This is a genomic window from Streptomyces nigrescens, assembly GCF_027626975.1.
GTDB lineage: Bacteria > Actinomycetota > Actinomycetes > Streptomycetales > Streptomycetaceae > Streptomyces > Streptomyces nigrescens.
Map to the genome: position 1 here is coordinate 6,505,501 of NZ_CP114203.1, position 18,170 is coordinate 6,523,670.

General features: G+C 70.9%; 16 protein-coding genes. 8 read left to right on the forward strand and 8 right to left on the reverse strand.

The features are described 5' to 3' along the window. Positions 1-6 precede the first annotated feature (6 nt). The gene (locus STRNI_RS28855) at positions 7-678 is read left to right on the forward strand and encodes a pirin family protein (protein WP_174876396.1); all 672 of its coding nucleotides are present in this window, start codon (positions 7-9) and stop codon (positions 676-678) included. Between the two features lie 46 nt (positions 679-724). On the opposite strand, the gene STRNI_RS28860 is transcribed toward STRNI_RS28855, so the two are convergent. After that, positions 725-1,546 (reverse strand): serine hydrolase domain-containing protein, encoded by an 822-nt coding sequence (locus STRNI_RS28860; protein ID WP_037740837.1) that lies wholly within the window; start codon positions 1,544-1,546, stop codon positions 725-727. A 162-nt stretch (positions 1,547-1,708) separates the two neighbouring features. On the opposite strand from STRNI_RS28860, the gene STRNI_RS28865 reads away from it, so the two are divergent. After that, on the forward strand, positions 1,709-2,197 hold the full coding sequence (locus STRNI_RS28865; protein WP_148588479.1) for a MerR family transcriptional regulator: 489 nt from the start codon (positions 1,709-1,711) through the stop codon (positions 2,195-2,197). 7 nt (positions 2,198-2,204) lie between these two features. Then, positions 2,205-3,221, forward strand: a complete 1,017-nt coding sequence (locus STRNI_RS28870; RefSeq protein ID WP_277412286.1) for an aldo/keto reductase — start codon at positions 2,205-2,207, stop codon at positions 3,219-3,221. Positions 3,222-3,293: 72 nt separating this feature from the next. Here STRNI_RS28870 and STRNI_RS28875 read toward each other — a convergent pair whose 3' ends face one another. From STRNI_RS28875 to STRNI_RS28900, 6 genes are all read right to left on the reverse strand, one after another. Continuing rightward, on the reverse strand, positions 3,294-4,538 hold the full coding sequence (locus tag STRNI_RS28875; RefSeq protein ID WP_277412287.1) for an acyltransferase family protein: 1,245 nt from the start codon (positions 4,536-4,538) through the stop codon (positions 3,294-3,296). A gap of 160 nt (positions 4,539-4,698) precedes the next feature. Continuing rightward, positions 4,699-5,379 carry a response regulator gene (locus STRNI_RS28880; RefSeq protein ID WP_262037162.1) on the reverse strand — a complete coding sequence of 227 codons (681 nt, stop codon included), beginning with the start codon at positions 5,377-5,379 and terminating at the stop codon, positions 4,699-4,701. After that, on the reverse strand, positions 5,376-6,767 hold the full coding sequence (locus tag STRNI_RS28885; protein WP_277412288.1) for a sensor histidine kinase: 1,392 nt from the start codon (positions 6,765-6,767) through the stop codon (positions 5,376-5,378). The genes STRNI_RS28880 and STRNI_RS28885 overlap by 4 nt, the downstream gene beginning before the upstream one ends. 165 nt (positions 6,768-6,932) lie before the next feature. Continuing rightward, positions 6,933-7,814, reverse strand: a complete 882-nt coding sequence (locus STRNI_RS28890; RefSeq protein WP_093644336.1) for a DUF4429 domain-containing protein — start codon at positions 7,812-7,814, stop codon at positions 6,933-6,935. 207 nt (positions 7,815-8,021) lie between these two features. Further along, positions 8,022-9,236: an alpha/beta hydrolase gene (locus STRNI_RS28895; protein ID WP_018088044.1), complete on the reverse strand. Its 1,215-nt coding sequence runs from the start codon at positions 9,234-9,236 to the stop codon at positions 8,022-8,024. Positions 9,237-9,492: 256 nt separating this feature from the next. Further along, positions 9,493-10,146, reverse strand: coding sequence for a TetR/AcrR family transcriptional regulator (locus STRNI_RS28900; protein WP_018088043.1), 654 nt, complete (start codon positions 10,144-10,146; stop codon positions 9,493-9,495). A 115-nt stretch (positions 10,147-10,261) separates the two neighbouring features. On the opposite strand from STRNI_RS28900, the gene STRNI_RS28905 reads away from it, so the two are divergent. Further along, a complete protein-coding gene (locus STRNI_RS28905) occupies positions 10,262-11,863 on the forward strand; it encodes an MFS transporter (RefSeq protein WP_277412289.1) in 1,602 nt (533 codons plus the stop codon). Between the two features lie 636 nt (positions 11,864-12,499). Further along, complete coding sequence (locus STRNI_RS28910) at positions 12,500-12,910, forward strand: peptidase inhibitor family I36 protein (RefSeq protein ID WP_018088041.1); 411 nt, start codon at positions 12,500-12,502, stop codon at positions 12,908-12,910. A gap of 143 nt (positions 12,911-13,053) precedes the next feature. Here the strand turns inward: STRNI_RS28910 and aceE are convergent, their stop codons facing one another. Beyond that, positions 13,054-15,786 (reverse strand): pyruvate dehydrogenase (acetyl-transferring), homodimeric type, encoded by a 2,733-nt coding sequence (gene aceE, locus STRNI_RS28915; protein WP_018088040.1) that lies wholly within the window; start codon positions 15,784-15,786, stop codon positions 13,054-13,056. A gap of 515 nt (positions 15,787-16,301) precedes the next feature. On the opposite strand from aceE, the gene STRNI_RS28920 reads away from it, so the two are divergent. The 3 genes from STRNI_RS28920 (at position 16,302) to STRNI_RS28930 (ending at position 18,078) form a co-directional block, all read left to right on the forward strand. Beyond that, complete coding sequence (locus STRNI_RS28920; RefSeq protein WP_006605843.1) at positions 16,302-16,733, forward strand: DUF3052 domain-containing protein; 432 nt, start codon at positions 16,302-16,304, stop codon at positions 16,731-16,733. A gap of 148 nt (positions 16,734-16,881) precedes the next feature. After that, a complete protein-coding gene (locus STRNI_RS28925; RefSeq protein WP_018088039.1) occupies positions 16,882-17,340 on the forward strand; it encodes a peroxiredoxin in 459 nt (152 codons plus the stop codon). Between the two features lie 162 nt (positions 17,341-17,502). Further along, positions 17,503-18,078 carry a TerD family protein gene (locus tag STRNI_RS28930; RefSeq protein WP_018088038.1) on the forward strand — a complete coding sequence of 192 codons (576 nt, stop codon included), beginning with the start codon at positions 17,503-17,505 and terminating at the stop codon, positions 18,076-18,078. Positions 18,079-18,170: the final 92 nt, after the last annotated feature.

Below are 18,170 nucleotides of genomic sequence, written 5' to 3' on the forward strand. Positions count from 1 at the left end.
GGGCCCATGATTCAGGTGCGGAGAGGCCATGAACGGTATCCGGGCGGGGACGCGGAGGCCGGGATCGAGTCGCTGCACGCGTTCTCCTTCGGGCCGCATTTCGACCCGGAGAATCTGCGCTTCGGCGTGCTGATCGCCTGCAACGAGGAGCGGCTGGCGGCGGGCGCCGGATTCGACGAGCACCCCCACCGCGACACGGAGATCGTGACCTGGGTGGTCGAGGGGGAACTGACACACCGCGACTCGGCCGGCCACGAGACCACCGTACGCCCGGGTGATCTCCAGCGGCTCAGCTCGGCGGGCGGCGTCCGGCATGTGGAGCGCAACGACGGCGACGGGCCGCTGCGCTTCGTCCAGATGTGGCTGGCGCCGCACGAGGTCGGCGGGGAGCCGTCGTACGAGGTGGTGCGCGGGATCGCCGACGGCACCCCGTACGCGGTCCCGAGGGCGGGCGCCCTGCTGCATGTGCGCCGCCTCGCCGACGGTGAGCGCACCGCGGTCCCGGATGCCGCACGGGCCTATGTGCAGGTGGTGCGCGGCGCCGTACGACTCGGCAACGCCTGTCTGGAGGCCGGTGACGCGGCGCGGATCACCGACGGGGAGGGGCTGGAGCTGCGGGGGCTGGCGGCGGCGGAGTGCCTGGTGTGGGAGATGGGCCCGGAGCCGTCGTACGGGTGAGCCGGTGCGGTCCGGGCGGCCGGTGCCGCTCGGACCGCACGTCAGGTCAGGAAGTCTGTGCCAGCTCGGCCAGCACCGCGTCCGTCAGCGGCGGCCAGGCCTCGATCGCCCACGGCCCGAAGGCCCGGTCGGCCAGCGCCACACACGCCACGCGGGCGTCCGGGTCCACCCACAGGAACGTCCCGGACTGTCCGAAGTGCCCGAAGGTGCGGGGCGAGGACGACGCGCCCGTCCAGTGCGGTGACTTGCCGTCCCGGATCTCGAAGCCCAGGCCCCAGTCGTTGGGCTTCTGGTGCCCGTAGCCCGGCAGCACCCCCGACAGACCGGGGAAGACGACCTGGGTCGCCGCCGCGAGGGTCTGCGGGGCGAGCAGCCGGGGCGCCTGCAGCTCGGCCGCGAAGTGGATCAGGTCGGCGACCGTGGAGACGCCGTCCTTGGCGGGCGAGCCGGGCAGCTCCGTTGAGGTCATCCCGAGGGGGGCGAGCACCGCCTCGTGCAGATACTGCGGGAAGGGGATGTCGGTCGCCTTGGCGATGTGGTCGCCCAGCGCCTCGAAACCGGCGTTGGAGTAGATCCTGCGGGTGCCCGGCTCGGCCATGGCGCGCGGCTCGTCGAAGGCCAGCCCCGAGGTGTGGGCGAGGAGATGACGCACCGTGGAACCCTCGGGCCCGGCCGGCTCGTCCAGCTCGACGGCGCCCTCCTCGACGGCCAGCAGTGCGGCGTACGCGGCCAGCGGCTTGGTCACGGACGCCAGCGGGAAGCGATGCTCCAGGGGGCCGTATGCTCCGGCCACCGATCCATCGGCTCGTACGACGGCGGCCGCAGCGGTGGGCACCGGCCAGTTCTCGATCATCCGCAGGCTCTGCATGCCCACGAGCTTAGGGGCCGGTCCGGCGTCCCCAAATTCCGGTCAAGTCTGCCCGTGATCGGCGCTTGCCTGGAGTGCGCTCGAAGTCTCTAGCGTTGAAGACGTCGAGAGGCACCCGGCGAAACCGCCGGGGGACGTCCGGCGCGACAGGGGAGACGGGGCATGACGGTAACGCAGAGCGGACCGGCGGCGAGCGGCGCGACCACGACCAGGAGGCCGCCGGCGAAGGTGCGTGACTGCGGCACCGCGCGCCCGCATCCGCGGCCCGCCGGCCGCGACCAGTACACGATCAGCGAGGTGGCGCAGCACACCGGGCTCAGCGCCCACACCCTGCGCTGGTACGAGCGCATCGGCCTGATGCCGCACGTGGACCGCACCCACACCGGGCAGCGGCGCTTCACCAACCGCGATCTGGACTGGCTGAGCCTGGTGACCAAGCTGCGGCTGACCGGTATGCCGGTCGCGGACATGGTCCGCTACGCCGAGCTGGTGCGGGCCGGTGAGTGCACCTTCGCCGAGCGGGAGCAGCTGCTGACCGCGCACCGCGAGGACGTACGGCAGCGCATAGCCGAGCTGCAGAGCACGCTGGACGTACTCGACTACAAGATCGACATCTATGCCGACGCCCGGCGGGCGTCCGAGAGGTTCTGAGGTCTCCATGGGTAGCGAGAAGATCGAGACGGTCGAGCTGGGCACCGGCGGACCGCGGGTCGGGGTGCAGGGCCTCGGCTGTATGGGCATGAGCTTCGCCTACGGCCCGACGGACGCCGACGAGGCGCGGGCCACGCTGGAGCGCGCACGGGAACTGGGCGTGACGCTCTTCGACACCGCCGATATGTACGGCATGGGGGAGAACGAGAAGTTCATCGCCCCCTTCATCCGGGCACACCGCGACGAGGTCGTGCTGGCCACCAAGTTCGCGATATCCCTCGACCCGGACGACCCGGCCAAGCGCATCATCCGCAACGACCGGGCCTATATCCGCCAGGCCGTCGAGGGCAGCCTCCGGCGCCTGGGCGTGGACGAGATCGACCTGTATTACATGCACCGCCGCGATGTGAACGTCCCGATCGAGGAATCGGTCGGCGCCATGGCCGAACTCGTCGCCGAGGGCAAGGTCAAGCACCTGGGGCTGAGCGAGGTGACCGGCAGCGAACTGCGCGCGGCCCAGGCCGTGCACCCGATCGCCGCGCTGCAGTCCGAGTGGTCGCTGTTCAGCCGGGACATCGAGGAGGGGGTGGTGCAGGCGGCGGCCGAGCTCGGCGTCGGTGTCGTGCCGTACTCCCCGCTCGGCCGGGGCTTCCTGACCGGTGCCTTCGTGCACGCCGACAATGAGCTGGGCGCGGACGACTTCCGCCGTCAGCAGCCCCGCTTCACCGGCGACAACGCGGCCGTCAACGCCGCGCTGCTGGAGCCGGTCCGCGCGGTCGCCGACGCCCATGGCGCCACGCCCGGCCAGATCGCGCTGGCGTGGGTGCAGCAGCAGGCCACGGCACGCGGCCTGGCCGTCGTCCCGATCCCCGGCACCCGTAAGCGCAGCCGGATCGAGGAGAACACCGGGGCGACCCGGATCCGGCTGACCGAACAGGACCTGGCGCGGCTGGAGCCGATCGCCGGGCAGGTCGCGGGGGCGCGGTACGCGGACATGTCGTTCACCTCGGCGGGACGGGAGTAGCAGGTCCGGCGGGGCGGGGCCGAGGGCGCCCCGCTCCTTCCCGGGCCCGGTGAGCCCCGCCGCGGACGGGTCCTACGCCAGCCCCAGCGCGAAGGCCCCGAACCCGGCGGCCAGAAGCGCCGTGGCGGCTCGCCGGACCCCGTCGACACCCGTCCAGGGCGCCTCGAAGCGGTGGGTGGTGCGGCCGATGAGGAGCAGCGCGGCGGCGAAGACCGGCAGCCAGGCGAGCCGGGCCAGGACCCAGCCGAGGGTGTCGGGCGCCACCGTCAGTCCGGGGACCTGCCCCAGGAAGGACGCCGGTACGGCCAGCGAGAGCATCGCCGTCTGGTGCCAGCACAGGATCGTCAGCGCGGAGAGGTTGACGATCGCCACCGGCGCCCACAGGACAGGCCGGCGCAGCAGCCGGGCGAGCCGCTCACGGAGCAGCACCGCGGCGCCGGACTGGGCGGCGGCCAGCGCCAGGACCAGCAACGACGGCGGGTGGGAGTTCGTACGGTCCTGCCCGGGAACGCCGACCATGCTCGCCGGGTAGTGGAAGAACAGCAGCAGCGCGGCGAACACCGCGGCGCCGCCGAGCAGCAGCGACCAGGCGGCGCGTCCGCCCAGCCGCCGCTCACCCCAGGACACCCCGAGCTGATAGGCGAACATCCAGCCGGGCAGCAGGTTGAGCAGGCTCAGCCACGGCGGCATGGCATCGGCGTACGGCCCGTAGCGCAGGAAGTCCACCGCGGCGACGGCCGCCGCCAGCGGTGCCGCGGCCCAGGCGCCCATCCACCGGGCGGCGCGCAGACAGCAGGGCGTCAGCGCGGTGATCACCGCGTACACGCCGACGAACCACAGCGGCTGGATCACCAGCGTCGCCCCGGTCCGCAGGGTCGCCTCCGGTACGCCCAGTCCGTACAGCAGGGGCAGCAGCACCGCCCATGCGGCCGTCACCCCGAGCACCGGACGGCCCAGCCGGACGAGCCGGCCGCGCAGCCAGGTCCAGGTGGACTCGCCCCGCCCGGTGGCGCGCCGGAAGGACAGCACCGACGCATGCCCGCCGACCAGGAAGAAGATGCCGAGCAGCTGAAGGACCCAACTGGCCGGTGCGAGCCCGCCGACGGCGGTCAGCAGGCTGGCGTTGTGCAGCGCGCCCCCGGTGTCGAGGGTGAAGCCGCCGATCAGCCAGTGGCCGGTGGGGACGGCGAGCAGCGCCAGCGCCCGTAGACCGTCGAGCGCACGGTCACGGTCCGCCGGCGTACGCTCGGCCACGGCCACCGCGGCCCCGATGAGCGTGCGTCTGCCGCGCCGGGCGGTGGTGAGCAGCCTGGACATGGTGGTGTCTCCCTCTCCCGTGGGTGTGACGGAGGGAAACGTAGGGAGCGGGTGTATGACGCGGCGTCACACCGCGGAGCCGACTCCCGGGTACTACGGGGGTAGGGGTGCCCGGCCGCGCTCGTCCTCAGGAAGGAGAGACGCGCACGCGGGACGGGCGCTACCGCTCACCGGGCGAGACCAGCCCCGATTCATACGCGAAGATCACGGCCTGGGCGCGGTCCCGTAGGTCCAACTTGGCGAGCACCCGGCTGACATGGGTCTTCACGGTCTGCTCGGCCACGATCAGCGCATCGGCGATCTCCTGGTTCGACAGCCCGCGGGCGATCAGCTCCAGGACCTCCGTCTCGCGCGGAGTGAGGCCGTTCAGCCGCAGCGAGGGCCGGCCCTTCCGGGTCACCGGCCCCGAGCGGGCGAAATCGGCGATCAGCCGCCGGGTCACGGACGGCGCGAGCAGCGCCTCACCGGCCGCCACGACCCGGACCGCGGAGATCAGATCGGCCGGCGGCGCGTCCTTGAGGAGAAAGCCGGACGCCCCGGCGCGCAGCGCCTCGTAGACATAGTCGTCGACGTCGAACGTGGTCAGCATCAGCACCTTCGGGCGATGGGTGACGCCGACGGGTGGATCGAGCAGCTGACGGGCCGCCGCCAGACCGTCCATCTCCGGCATCCGCACATCCATCAGCACCACATCGGGGTGCGTCCGGCGGCTCAGGGCGACGCCCTGCACCCCGTCCGGGGCATCGCCCACCACATCGATGTCGCTCTGCGCGGCGAGCAGCGCGGCAAAGCCCGCACGCACCATGGCCTGGTCGTCGACGATGATCACGCGGGTGGTCATGCGGGGTGGGAATCCTTTGCGGAGAGGGACGATGCCGGGTAGGGCGGCGGTGGGAGGGGGAGCTGGGCGGCGACCCGGAAGCCGCCGTCGGGCAGCGGCCCGGTGTCGAGCGAACCGTCCACCAGCCGGACCCGCTCCCGCATCCCGATGAGGCCATGACCGGTGCCGGTGGTCTCCAGCGGCGCGGACGGTGCGGACGGTGCGGAGTTGACGACCAGTACGGTCAGCCGTGCGCCGTCCGCGGCCGGCGTCACCGAGACCCGGGTCGGCGCCCCCGGGGCATGCCGCACCACATTGGCCAGCGCCTCCTGAACGATGCGGTACGCCGACAGATCCACCGCCGGTTCGAGCGCCACCGGCTCCTCCGGCAGCGCCAACTCGACCGGCACACCTGCCCGTACGGTCCCCTCGACCAGCTTCGGCAGCATGGCGATCCCGGGCTGCGGGGTCTTCTCCGGGCCGTCGTGCCGCACCGCCTCCTCGCTGCGCAGCACCCCGAGCAGCCGGCGCATCTCCGCCAGCGACTCCCGGGCGGTCGCCGCGATCGAGCCGAACTCCTCCTCGGCCTCCCGGGGAATCCCGCTGATGCGGTACGGGGCACTGGCCGCCTGGACCGTGATCACCGACATGTGGTGCGCGACGACATCGTGCAGTTCACGGGCGATCCGGGCGCGCTCCTCCAGCAGCGTCCGACGGGCGCGCTCGGCCTCGCTGATGGTCTCCTGCTCGATCAACTTGCGCTGGGCATCGCCGCGTTCGCGCAGTGTGGCGCCCATCATCAGCACCACACCGGTGAGGACGAACATCAGCACCCAGGTGCTGTTGCTGCCCTCGGGGGTGAACACCTCCGAGAGCAGGCCCGCCATACCGGTCGTCAGCCAGACGGCGGTCAGGGTGCGACGGCGCTCGCGCAGGGACAGCGCGAGCATCAGGGCGAGATAGCCGACGATCTCCATGGGCGGCCAGGGCCAGGCGCGACCCACGACACCGTCCTCGCCGGCGAGCGCCAGGGCACCGATGACATCCGCCGCGAAGATCACCCACCAGGCCTGCAGCGGCCGGGTCACCGCGAGCAGCAGCGGCACGGTCTGCGCGGTGGCGAGCGCGCCGGACATCCCGCCGTCCAGGCCGTAGTCGTGACTGAGGACGGTGATGGTCGTCGGCAGCAGGGACACCGCGAACGCGAACGCGACGACATAGGGGACGCGGCGCAGCCAGGGACTTCGGACGCTGTCCAGCAGCGGAGTGCCGGGCTCGGTCGGGGTGCCGAGCTCCACGGCCAGGACACGCAGCGCCTGCCGTGCGGCGCGCAGCGCCCGTTGATGGGCCGGCTCACGCACGGGGCCGTGAGCCGGCTCGGGTTCAGGGGTGGAAGATCGTCCGGTCATCGCGCCTCCATCTAAGCGGAGCGCGGCGGCCGTGGCGTCATACCAGGGGCCGGACTTTCGCCCCGTACCACGGTATGAGTCCCTGCCCGCTCAACGGGCCCCCGGTCCAACCAAGTTCCGAAAGGAGGCTCCGGGCGACGACAGGGCCTACGGGGAGGCACCCCCCTAGAGCTCCGCCAGCAGCTCGGCCTTCTTCGTGCTGAACTCGTCGTCGGTCAGCAGTCCGGCGCCGTGCAGTTCTCCGAGGTGCCGTATCCGGTCCGCGATGTCCGCCGGATCGCGGCGCGTCTCCCCGGTCCGGTGGCGCACCGGCGCGCCGTCCGCTGTCTCCTGGGCCGGCTCGGCGGCGCGTACGGCCTGCAGCACCGAGGCCGCGAACGGCAGCGACTCGTGCACGGGGCCGTACCCCAGCCCGAACACCACGGCGGCCGGATCCTGGTCCGCCTCGCCCGCCCCCGGCTCGTGGGCCCCGCGCTCCAGCAGCCGCAGATAGCCGTTGAGGATCTCCGGCGACCGCCATTCGATGCCGGCCAACTCGCCGACGGGGAAGGTCTGGTCGCCGCACTTCCACTTCGCCGAGGACGCGCCCGTCCAGAACCACCGGAAGGCGACCGCCCGTCCGTCGAAGGACGCCTTGCCGTCATACGCCTTGAAGTGCAGCGGGGGCTCCGGCGCGGCCACCAGATGACGGTCGGCGGGCTCCTTCGCATCGGGGCCGAGCACCGTGCGCAGCTCGTCGGCGTAGTACTCCGCCAGCGTCTCGCGGTCGGCCGGCAACACCAGCCGATAGGGATCGGCGTCCTCCTTGAGCTGCCCGTTCGCCGCTTCCATCAGGGGGTCGGCGCCGTGCCGGGGCACGGCGTGCAGCACCACCGTGCCACGTCTGCCCTCGGTCACCTCGACGGAGCTCAGCGCCTCGTACGGAATGCGTCGCTCACCGAGCGCCTGGAACAGCTTCGGCCTGCGGATCCCCCGTTCGAAGCGGATGAGTACGGAGTCCGTGTCGAACTCCCAGACGGCGTGAAAACCGGCCAGCACATCACCCATGCGGCTCATCGTATGCGGGCGGTTGCTCACCCGTCCCCCTTCCGGACACCTCGGGGGCGCCTGCAGAAGCGGCGCGTGTCACTCCGTTCACCCGCGCCGTCCCTCGCCTCGTGGACGTCTCCACCGCCGGGCCCGGTTCCCGCAGGCACGGCCCGTCCCCGGGCGCCGGGCCGTGCCTGCGGGAGCCGGGCTGCGGTCCCGCGGTCCTCAGACCAGACCGGTGGTGCACTGCGGGTCGTCGGACGCGCAGTCGACGGTGTCGGCCGCGCCGACCCCGACGAGTGCGAAATTGCGCAGACTGCGGGTGCCTGGCGCGAAGTAACCGGCGTGCCCGACGGCGCCGTCGGCCGACAGGATCCGGGAGCCGAAGGACGGGTCGACCGGGTCGGCGCCGTGACCGAGCCCGCCGACCTCCAGGTTGGGGATGTCCTGGATCCAGTCGTCGGAGTCCCGCATCGCCCAGACCCGGGCCGTGGTGCCCAGCCCGGAGCGGCTCGGGGCCCGCATACCGGGGCTGCCGGCCACCGCGATGTCCTCGACGTTGGACGGCAGGTCCCGGGCCGCGACACCGCACACCACGGAGCCGTAGCTGTGGCAGAAGAGCGAGACGGCGTCGGAGGAGGGCAGCGAGTCCACCAGGGCGCGCAGCCGGACCGCACCGGCCGCGGCGAGCTGCCCGGTGGCGGCCTCGACGCCGACACCGGAGGGCGTGGTGTAGTCGGCCCAGGCGATCACGGCCGTACGGGCGCTGGGCCGGGCCTCCCGCTCGGCGCCGTAGAGGGCGCGTGCCATCCCGACCGGGGCGGTGTTCGCCCGCGCGGTGCGCTCGAAGGTCGACAGATTGATGTCCACGCCGGGCACCACGACGGACACCCGGTGGGCCGCCGGGAGATTGCCGAAGACCTCGGCGGCCCGGCCGCCGTCGGCCGGATCGAAGGCCAGGATCTGCCGGCCGGGGCTCATCATCGATTCGAGGCGGTGCATCAGCCGGCCCGCCTCCTGGCGGCCGACGGGGGTGAGCCGGTGGTCGTTCATCCGGCGTTTCTCGACGCGGCGGGCGTCGTCGATCGCCGCCCGGTTGGCGCGGTAGCGCAGCTTCACGGGGGCGCCGCCCAGGTTGCCGACGACCAGCGGATAGCGGTCGGCGAGCTGCTGCTTCTCGGCGCGGCTGAGCGTGGCGAAGAAGGCCCGCAGCGCGGCCGGCGGACCCTGGGGGTCGGGCAGCGGGCGCCCGAGGAAGGTGGCGTGCTGCCAGGAGGCCCTGGCGGTGGCCAGCGGGTTGGCGTCCTCCGTGGTGCCTCTGACTGCCGTCCAGCCGGTGATGGCGAGCATGACGAAGACCACCGACAGCGCGAGGGCGGCACGCCAGGCCGTGGACTGCAGGAAACCGGAGGAGGGGCCGAGGCCCGAGAAGGAATTCACCGCGAGCCACCCTAGGAGACCGGAGAGGGCGCTCGCAGTGACCGTGAGTGATATCACGTTTCGCGGTGGGTATTTCGACCAAAACGGACACCGGTTGACGATTTCCGGTGCTCAGTCGTGCAGTGGCGATCTCAGGGGGCGTCGATCATGATCGCTTAGCGAAGGGGATTCGTCACGGAGGGTGGCGAATGGGGCGACGAGTGGAGTAATGGGTTCCGTCGGCCCGGCGCTTCCGCCGGGCCCGTCGCCGGTGCGCTCAGCGCACCCGCCAGTCGTCCTCCATCGCCGGCCCGATGTGGTCCAGATAGGACCGGGTCACCTCGCGGATCGACGCCACGCTGCAGTCCTGGCCCTCGCCCCACACCCGGCCCGCCACCCGCATCACCCCGCCGAACGCGGCGACCAGCACCCGCGGCCGGAAGTCGGCGTCCACATCCAGCCCCTCGCGCCGGGCGATCAGTCGCGCTATCTCCTCCTCCAGTTCGGAGGAGCGCCGCAGATGCGCGGCGACCAGGGCGGGCGTCGACTCGATCATCCGGAACGAGCGCATGTACAGCTCCACCGGGATCACCGACTCGATGGCGCTGCCGATGTCGTCCCAGGCCACCATCACGGCGCTGCGCAGGGCGGTGAGCGGCGCCTCCGTCGCGGGTCGCGCGGTCAGCTCCTCCAGGAAGCGGGCCTCGACCATCTCCTGGACGGCGAAGGCGACGTCCTCCTTGTTCGCGAAGTAGCGGAAGTACGTCCGCTGGGAGACATCCACCGCCTCCGCGATCTCGTCGATCGTCGTCGTCTCGTACCCCTGCTCCGTGAACAGTTCGAGCGCCGCTCGGATCAGGGCGTCGCGGGTGCGCTGTTTCTTGCGTTCCCGCAGGCCCGCGGGTGCCGTATGCGGCGTCGGGGTCGCCATCCTGAGCCGCCTTTCCGTGGTCTTCTCGCTGCTCAGGTTACCTGTGAGCGAGATGACAGTTACCGACTCATGAAATGCTTTGTCAACTGTCAGTGGCTGACATTAGCCTCGCGGTATGAGTTCTCAGACCCCGGTTGCCGAAGCTGCGCCGGAACTTCCCGTACCGGACCCCCCGAAGGGGCTGCGCGGCCATCCGTGGCTGACCCTCTTCTCCGTCGCCATCGGCGTCATGATGGTCGCCCTGGACGGCACGATCGTCGCGATCGCCAACCCGGCCATCAAGCAGGACCTCGGCGCCTCGCTCGCCGATGTGCAGTGGATCACCAATGGCTACATGCTCGCCCTGGCCATCGCGCTGATCACGGCGGGCAAGCTCGGTGACCGCTTCGGCCACCGCCAGACCTTCCTCATCGGCATCCTCGGCTTCGCCGCCGCCTCCGCCGCCATCGGGTTCTCCGACGAGGTCGCGCTGGTCATCACCTTCCGGGTGCTCCAGGGTCTGTTCGGCGCGCTGCTGATGCCCGCCGCGCTGGGGCTGCTGCGCGCCACCTTCCCGGCCGAGAAGCTCAACATGGCGATCGGCATCTGGGGCATGGTCATCGGCGCCTCCACCGCCGGCGGCCCGATAGTCGGCGGACTGCTGGTCGAGCACGTCAACTGGCAGTCCGTGTTCTTCATCAACGTCCCGGTCGGAGTGCTGGCCCTGGTCCTCGGCCTGGTGATCCTCAAGGACCACCGCGCGGAGAACGCCCCCCGCTCCTTCGACATCCCGGGCATCGTGCTGCTCTCCGGCGCGATGTTCTGCCTCATCTGGCCGCTGATCAAGGCGGGGGAGTGGCACTGGGACAGCATGAAGACCTGGGGCTTCCTGATCGCCGCCGTGGCCCTCTTCGCCCTGTTCGCCCTCCTGGAGAGCAAGGTCCGCGAACCGCTCATCCCGCTGCGGATGTTCCGCTCGCTGCCACTGACGGCCGGCACGGTCCTGATGGTGCTGATGGCCTTCGCCTTCATGGGCGGCCTGTTCTTCGTGACGTTCTACCTCCAGAACGTGCACGGCATGACGCCCGTCGACAGCGGTCTGCACCTCCTGCCGCTCACCGGCATGATGATCGTCGGCTCGCCGCTCGCCGGCGCCCTGATCACCAAGTTCGGCCCGCGCATTCCCCTGGTCGGCGGCATGGTCCTCACCGCCGTCGCCATGTACGGCATGTCCGGCCTCGACACCGGCACCGGCACCGGCCTGATGTCCCTCTGGTTCGCGCTGCTCGGTCTGGGGCTCGCGCCCGTCATGGTCGGCGCCACCGAGGTCATCGTCGGCAACGCCCCGCTGGAGCTCTCCGGTGTCGCCGGCGGCCTCCAGCAGGCCGCGATGCAGGTCGGCGGCAGCCTCGGTACGGCCGTGCTCGGCGCGGTGATGGCCTCCCGCGTCGACAGCGACCTCCCGGACAACTGGCGGTCGGCCGGCCTCCCGCCGGTCCCGCCCGCGCAGGCGTCCCAGCTCTCCGACGCCGTCTCGGCAGGTATCGCGCCGATCCCGAAGGGCACCCCGCCGGAGTTCGCCCAGAAGATCACCTCCGTCGCCCACGACACCTTTGTGTCCGGCATGGCCCAGGCCTTCACGGTCGCCTGCGGTGTGGCGGTCGTCGCGGCGCTCGTCGCGTTCTTCACCAAGCGCGGCGCGAACGCCGAGGCGGGCGCCGGCGTCGGCCACATCTGACCGGCGCCCCGGCCGTACGGCGCCCGCACCGCGGTGAGACGTACGACCGGCAGGCCCCGCCCGCAGCGCCCGGCGCGCGGCACGCACGAGAAACCCTCGTCCGGCCGCGCGCCGTGGCATGCGCGGCGGGCGACGGGCCTTGGCGCGGGGGGCAGCACAAGTACGCCCGGACGCCTGGTGCTCCGCCGACCTCCGCGCCTCCGCGCCTCCGCTTCACCGTGTCCCCGCGCTCCCGCCCGTCAACCGGCCGCCCCGCGCCGCCGCCGGGACCCACCGGCCTTACCCCTGGCGGCAGTTGGGCTCCCTCGGCGGGCCGAATCCCTCATCCGGATGAGCCGTCACGGGAACCCGCCCGCCCCCACTACGGGCACGACGACGGGCCCGCAGCCACCGCACCCCCGCGCACACCGGGAGGAACGGTTCCGCGGCCCGCCCGCGCCGCCCCGTTCCACGTCAACCTCGCGCACCGGCCGCCCTTCCCCGGCCAGGTCGGCCGTCCACATACCTGATCCGGGTGGCAGTGCCGCCACGGGCTTGGCAGCCGCCCACCGCCCTCGCGAAGCTCGATGACGAACCCGCCGCGGGCAACCGGCCCGCCGCGGGGCCTCAGCGTCGTACTCCACGGGGGAGATTCCCATGCGCCTGCGCACGTCACGGACCACCGCGCTCCTCACCGGCCTCCTGGCCGCCCTGGCCGCGGCACTCGCCGCCCCGCCCGCCCTCGGCACCCCGGCCGCCCACGCGGCCGCCGGCGGCCGTCACGCCTCCGGCGACTGCGACGCGGGCCAGCTCTGCCTCTGGCCGAAGGCCGACTTCGGCGGCGCCCGGCGGGCCTACGAACTGTCCGGCATCGATATCGAGAGCTGCGTCCCCCTGCCCAAGGGGAGCGGCGCCGCCGCCCTCGCCAACCGTACGGGCCGGCCGGTCACCACCTACCAGAGCGTGGAATGCGCCGAGACCGCCGAGTTCGACACCTATCCGGGCGGCGGCAGCTGGGTGCCGCAGTCCCCGTACCGGGTCAGGGCGTTCAAGGTGTGGGAACGCTGAACCGGCCGCCCACGGGCCCGCCCCCGCGCACCCGCAGCCCCCGCCACACAGCACCGCGTCACACAGCACCGCGCCCCCCGACCGGCGAAGGACGCTGGTCGGGGGGCGCGGCGGAAGCGGTGCGGCGGCAGGCCGCGGTCAGGTCAGGCGTCGCCGCCGGCCTCACCCGCGTCGGCGGCCGCGACGTCCAGGAGCTGGTAGCGGTCGATCGCCTGCTTCAGCAGCGACCGGTCGACCTTGCCCTCCTTGGCGAGCTCGGTGAGCACGCCAAGGACGATGGACTGCGCGTCGATGTGGAAGAAGCGACGGGCCGCACCACGGGTGTCCGCGAAGCCGAAGCCATCGGCACCCAGCGACTGGTACGTGCCGGGAACCCAGCGCGCGATCTGGTCCGGAACCGAACGCATCCAGTCCGAAACCGCGACCTTCGGACCCTCGGCGCCCTGGAGCTTCTGCGTCACGTACGGGACGCGCTGCTCCTCCTCGGGGTGCAGAAGGTTGTGCTCCTCGGCCTCCACCGCGTCGCGGCGCAGCTCGTTCCAGGACGTCGCCGACCAGACATCGGCCTTGACGTTCCACTCGTCCGCGAGGATCTGCTGGGCCTCGACCGCCCACGGCACCGCCACACCCGAGGCGAGGATCTGGGCGGTGTGCTCACCCTTCTCGCCGGGCTTGACGCGGTGCAGACCCTTGAGGATGCCCTCGACGTCGGCATCGGCCGGCTCCGCGGGGTGCAGGATCGGCTCGTTGTAGACGGTCAGGTAGTAGAAGACGTCCTCGGAGTTCTCGCCGTACATCCGGCGCAGACCGTCCTTGACGATGTGCGCGATCTCGTAACCGTAGGCCGGGTCGTAGGCGACACAGGCCGGGTTGGTCGAGGCCAGCAGCTGGGAGTGGCCGTCGGCGTGCTGCAGACCCTCACCCGTCAGCGTCGTACGGCCGGCGGTCGCGCCAAGCACGAAGCCGCGGGAGAGCTGGTCGGCCATCTGCCAGAACTGGTCACCGGTGCGCTGGAACCCGAACATCGAGTAGAAGACATAGACCGGGATCAGCGGCTCGCCGTGCGTCGCATAGGCGGAACCCGCCGCGATCAGCGACGCCGTGCAGCCCGCCTCGGTGATGCCGTCGTGCAGCATCTGGCCGGTCGGCGACTCCTTGTAGGCCAGGAGAAGTTCACGGTCGACCGACTCGTACTGCTGGCCCAGCGGGTTGTAGATCTTGGCCGACGGGAAGAACGCGTCCATACCGAAGGTGCGGTACTCGTCGGGCGCGATCGGCACGAAGCGCTTGCCGATCTCCTTGTCCCGCATGAGGTCCTTCAGGACCCGGACGAACGCCATGGTCGTGGCGATCTTCTGCTGCCCCGAGCCCTTCTTGGCACCCGCGTAGGCCTTGTCGTCCGGCAGCTGCAGCGGCTTGGCGCGCACGACACGCGTCGGCACATAGCCGCCCAGGCCCTTGCGGCGGTCGTGCATGTACTGGATCTCTTCGGAGTCGCGGCCCGGGTGGTAGTACGGCGGCGCGCCGTCCTCCAGGTCCTTGTCCGGGATCGGCAGGTGCAGCCGGTCACGGAAGCCCTTGAGGTCCTCGACCGTCAGCTTCTTCATCTGGTGGGTCGCGTTGCGGCCCTCGAAGTTCGGACCGAGCGTCCAGCCCTTGACGGTCTGCGCGAGGATCACCGTCGGCTGGCCCTTGTGGGCCTTGGCCGCCGCGTACGCCGCGTAGATCTTCTTGTGGTCGTGACCGCCGCGGCCCAGGTGCAGGATCTGGTCGTCGGTCATGTTCTCGACCATCGCGCGCAGCCGGTGGTCGTCACCGAAGAAGTGGTCGCGGATGTACGCGCCGGTCTCCGTGGCGTACGTCTGGAACTGACCGTCGGGCGTGCTGTTGAGCTTGTTGACCAGGATGCCGTCGCGGTCCTGCGCGAGCAGCGGATCCCAGCTGCGGTCCCACACCAGCTTGATGACGTTCCAGCCGGCGCCGCGGAACTGCGACTCCAGCTCCTGCATGATCTTGCCGTTGCCGCGGACCGGGCCGTCGAGGCGCTGCAGGTTGCAGTTGACGACGAAGGTCAGGTTGTCCAGGCCCTCGCGGGCGGCGATGGACAGCTGGCCGAGCGACTCGGGCTCGTCCATCTCACCGTCGCCGAGGTAGGCCCAAACGTGCGACTTGGAGGTGTCGGCGATACCGCGCGCCTCCATGTAGCGGTTCATCCGCGCCTGGTAGATCGCGCCGAGCGGGCCGAGGCCCATCGAGACGGTCGGGAACTCCCAGAAGTCCGGCATCAGCCGCGGGTGCGGGTAGCTGGACAGACCGTTGGGAGCCTTGGACTTCTCCTGGCGGAAGGCGTCGAGCTGGTTCTCGCTCAGCCGGTCCAGGAGGTACGCACGGGCGTAGACACCGGGCGAGGCATGCCCCTGGAAGAAGATCTGGTCGCCGCCGTCACCCTCGTCCTTGCCCCGGAAGAAGTGGTTGAAGCCCACGTCGTAGAGGGAGGCGGAGGAGGCGAAGGTGGCGATGTGACCGCCGACGCCGATGCCCGGACGCTGGGCGCGCGAGACCATCACGGCGGCGTTCCACCGGGTCGCGTTCAGGACCTTGCGCTCGATCTCCTCGTTGCCCGGGAAGAACGGCTCGTCCTTGGTCGCGATGGTGTTGACGTAGTCCGTGCTGCGCATCTCGGGCACGGCCACACGCTTCTCGCGGGCACGCTCGATCAGGCGGAGCATGAGGTAGCGGGCACGTTCCCGGCCTCGCTCGTCGACGGCCGCGTCGAGCGAGTCGAGCCATTCCTGGGTCTCTTCGGGATCGAAGTCCGGGACCTGGCTGGGAAGGCCGCCAATGATGATCGGGTTTCGATCGGATCCGGAAGCCACGCTGTTCCTTCGTGTTCGGTTCGTGTCGTGCCCTGCAGGGTTTTCATGCTGCGCACGGGACGAAAGCTGTCTCTGCCTTGTGTCGCGCCGTCTTCCATCGTGTACCGAGCCACAGGGATACGTCACCTCTACTGATGGGTAACCCATCCGTAGAGAGATGGCGCTGAAAAGGCCGATTTCTCGGGTCGGCCAAATCGCAACCATACGCCCATGTCGAAAGTGCTTCGCGTACGGACGTGCGGACCCCGAAATCAGGTCCGCGAGCCGCGGCCGCCCCCCGAAGGGACCAGTCCCGCGCCAGTACCCGATAAACCCTGCAGAAAGCTGTGGCGTGAATCACTTCAGCCTGTCCTGCGGGGGTCGCGGTTGCGGCGAGACGCCTCCAAACGTCACCGTTTCGGCGGTCTGGACCGCCGGGTACTTGCGCGATCCGCCCGGCCCGTGTGGACTACGCCCAATGCTCCGCGCACGCGCGGGGTCCCCGAGCATTTCCGAAACATGACAGGAGGCAATCCGTGAGCGCGACCGCGGACCACGCGGAGGAGCGGACCAACCCTGCCGCCAGGCTGGGGTTCGAGCCCGGACAGGTGGTCCAGGAGATCGGTTACGACGATGACGTCGATCAGGATCTCCGCGAAGGCATTGAGACCGTGATCGGCCAGGATCTCGTCGACGAGGACTACGACGACGTCTGCGACGTCGTTGTGCTGTGGTTCCGCGACGAGGACGGCGACCTCACGGACGCGCTGGTGGACGCCATCGGCCTGATCGACGAGGGCGGGCAGATCTGGCTGCTGACCCCGAAGACCGGCCGTGAGGGCTACGTCGAGCCGAGCGACATCAATGAGGCCGCGCAGACCGCGGGTCTGTCCCAGACCAAGAGCATCAACGCGGCCAAGGACTGGACCGGCAGCCGCCTGGTCACACCCAAGTCCGGCAAGCGCTGAGCCCACACCGTCTCGACGTTCGCCACCGAGCCCCCTCCGCCTGTTCCGGAGGGGGCTCGGCCCTGTTCAGGACGGGTTCCCCGCATGTGCACCCCGGCGCGTAGGGTTGGTCGCGTCCTGTTGAGAGTGAGCGGAAGGGAAGCACCCCATGGCGATCGAGGTCGGCACGAAGGCTCCGGATTTCGAGCTGAAGAACCAGCACGGCGAGCTGGTCAAGCTCTCCGACTTCCGCGGCGAGAAGGCCGTCGTCCTCCTCTTCTACCCCTTCGCCTTCACCGGTGTGTGCACCGGCGAGCTCTGCGCGCTCCGTGACGAGCTGCCGCAGTTCGTCAACGACGACGTCCAGCTGCTGGCGGTCTCCAACGACTCCCCGTTCTCGCTGCGCGTCTTCGCCGAGCAGGAGGGCCTGGAGTACCCGCTGCTGTCGGACTTCTGGCCGCACGGCGAGGCCTCGCGGGCGTACGGCGTCTTCGACGAGGAGAAGGGCTGCGCGGTGCGCGGCACGTTCATCATCGACAAGGAGGGCGTGGTGCGCTGGACGGTCGTCAACGGCCTGCCCGACGCCCGCGACCTGAACGACTACGTCAAGGCGCTCGGCACCCTCTGAGCCGGCGCACTCTCCCGGGCGCGGCGGCGCCCACCGGCCGACATCCGCATGATCCAGGTGCGATATCTGCAATCGGTGGGAACCGGTCACTAGGATCAATTCGTTGATCCGATGCCATGCACGATGGGGGCGCAGGTACCCCTCGAATCTATGGGAGGACTCGTGGGAGTCAGCCTCAGCAAGGGCGGCAACGTCTCGCTGACGAAGGAAGCCCCCAACCTGACCGCCGTCATCGTCGGTCTGGGCTGGGACGCGCGTACCACCACCGGTACGGACTTCGACCTGGACGCCAGCGCCCTGCTGGCGAACGATCAGGGCAAGGTGGCCAACGACCAGAACTTCGTGTTCTTCAACAACCTGAAGAGCCCGGACGGTTCGGTCGAGCACACCGGTGACAACATCACAGGTGAGGGCGAGGGCGACGACGAACAGGTCAAGGTGAATCTGGCCGCCGTGCCGGCCGATGTCGCCAAGATCGTCTTCCCGGTGTCGATCTACGACGCCGAGACCCGTCAGCAGAGCTTCGGCCAGGTCCGTAACGCCTTCATCCGCGTGGTCAACCAGGCCGACAACGTCGAGCTGGCGCGCTACGACCTGAGCGAGGACGCCTCGACCGAGACCGCCATGGTCTTCGGCGAGCTGTACCGCAATGGCGCGGAGTGGAAGTTCCGGGCCATCGGCCAGGGCTACGCCTCGGGTCTGCGCGGCATCGCGCAGGACTTCGGCGTCAACGTCTGACCGGCCGGATCCGAGGTCCGATCGTCGACGTCCGGCCGGGCAGCGCCGCCGAAGCGGCTGCCCGGGCCAAGAACGACCGCGTCCGGCGCCGT

Excerpts from the sequence above, each read along its gene's own strand:
- STRNI_RS28910 (WP_018088041.1), top strand. The coding sequence starts at position 12,500 with ATGCGCCTGCGCACGTCACGGACCACCGCGCTCCTCACCGGCCTCCTG.
- STRNI_RS28875 (WP_277412287.1), bottom strand. The coding sequence starts at position 4,538 with ATGTCCAGGCTGCTCACCACCGCCCGGCGCGGCAGACGCACGCTCATC.
- STRNI_RS28890 (WP_093644336.1), bottom strand. The coding sequence starts at position 7,814 with ATGGGTGATGTGCTGGCCGGTTTTCACGCCGTCTGGGAGTTCGACACG.
- STRNI_RS28880 (WP_262037162.1), bottom strand. The coding sequence starts at position 5,379 with ATGACCACCCGCGTGATCATCGTCGACGACCAGGCCATGGTGCGTGCG.
- STRNI_RS28905 (WP_277412289.1), top strand. The coding sequence starts at position 10,262 with ATGAGTTCTCAGACCCCGGTTGCCGAAGCTGCGCCGGAACTTCCCGTA.
- STRNI_RS28870 (WP_277412286.1), top strand. The coding sequence starts at position 2,205 with ATGGGTAGCGAGAAGATCGAGACGGTCGAGCTGGGCACCGGCGGACCG.
- STRNI_RS28925 (WP_018088039.1), top strand. The coding sequence starts at position 16,882 with ATGGCGATCGAGGTCGGCACGAAGGCTCCGGATTTCGAGCTGAAGAAC.
- STRNI_RS28860 (WP_037740837.1), bottom strand. The coding sequence starts at position 1,546 with ATGCAGAGCCTGCGGATGATCGAGAACTGGCCGGTGCCCACCGCTGCG.
- STRNI_RS28865 (WP_148588479.1), top strand. The coding sequence starts at position 1,709 with ATGACGGTAACGCAGAGCGGACCGGCGGCGAGCGGCGCGACCACGACC.
- STRNI_RS28900 (WP_018088043.1), bottom strand. The coding sequence starts at position 10,146 with ATGGCGACCCCGACGCCGCATACGGCACCCGCGGGCCTGCGGGAACGC.
- STRNI_RS28885 (WP_277412288.1), bottom strand. The coding sequence starts at position 6,767 with ATGACCGGACGATCTTCCACCCCTGAACCCGAGCCGGCTCACGGCCCC.
- STRNI_RS28855 (WP_174876396.1), top strand. The coding sequence starts at position 7 with ATGATTCAGGTGCGGAGAGGCCATGAACGGTATCCGGGCGGGGACGCG.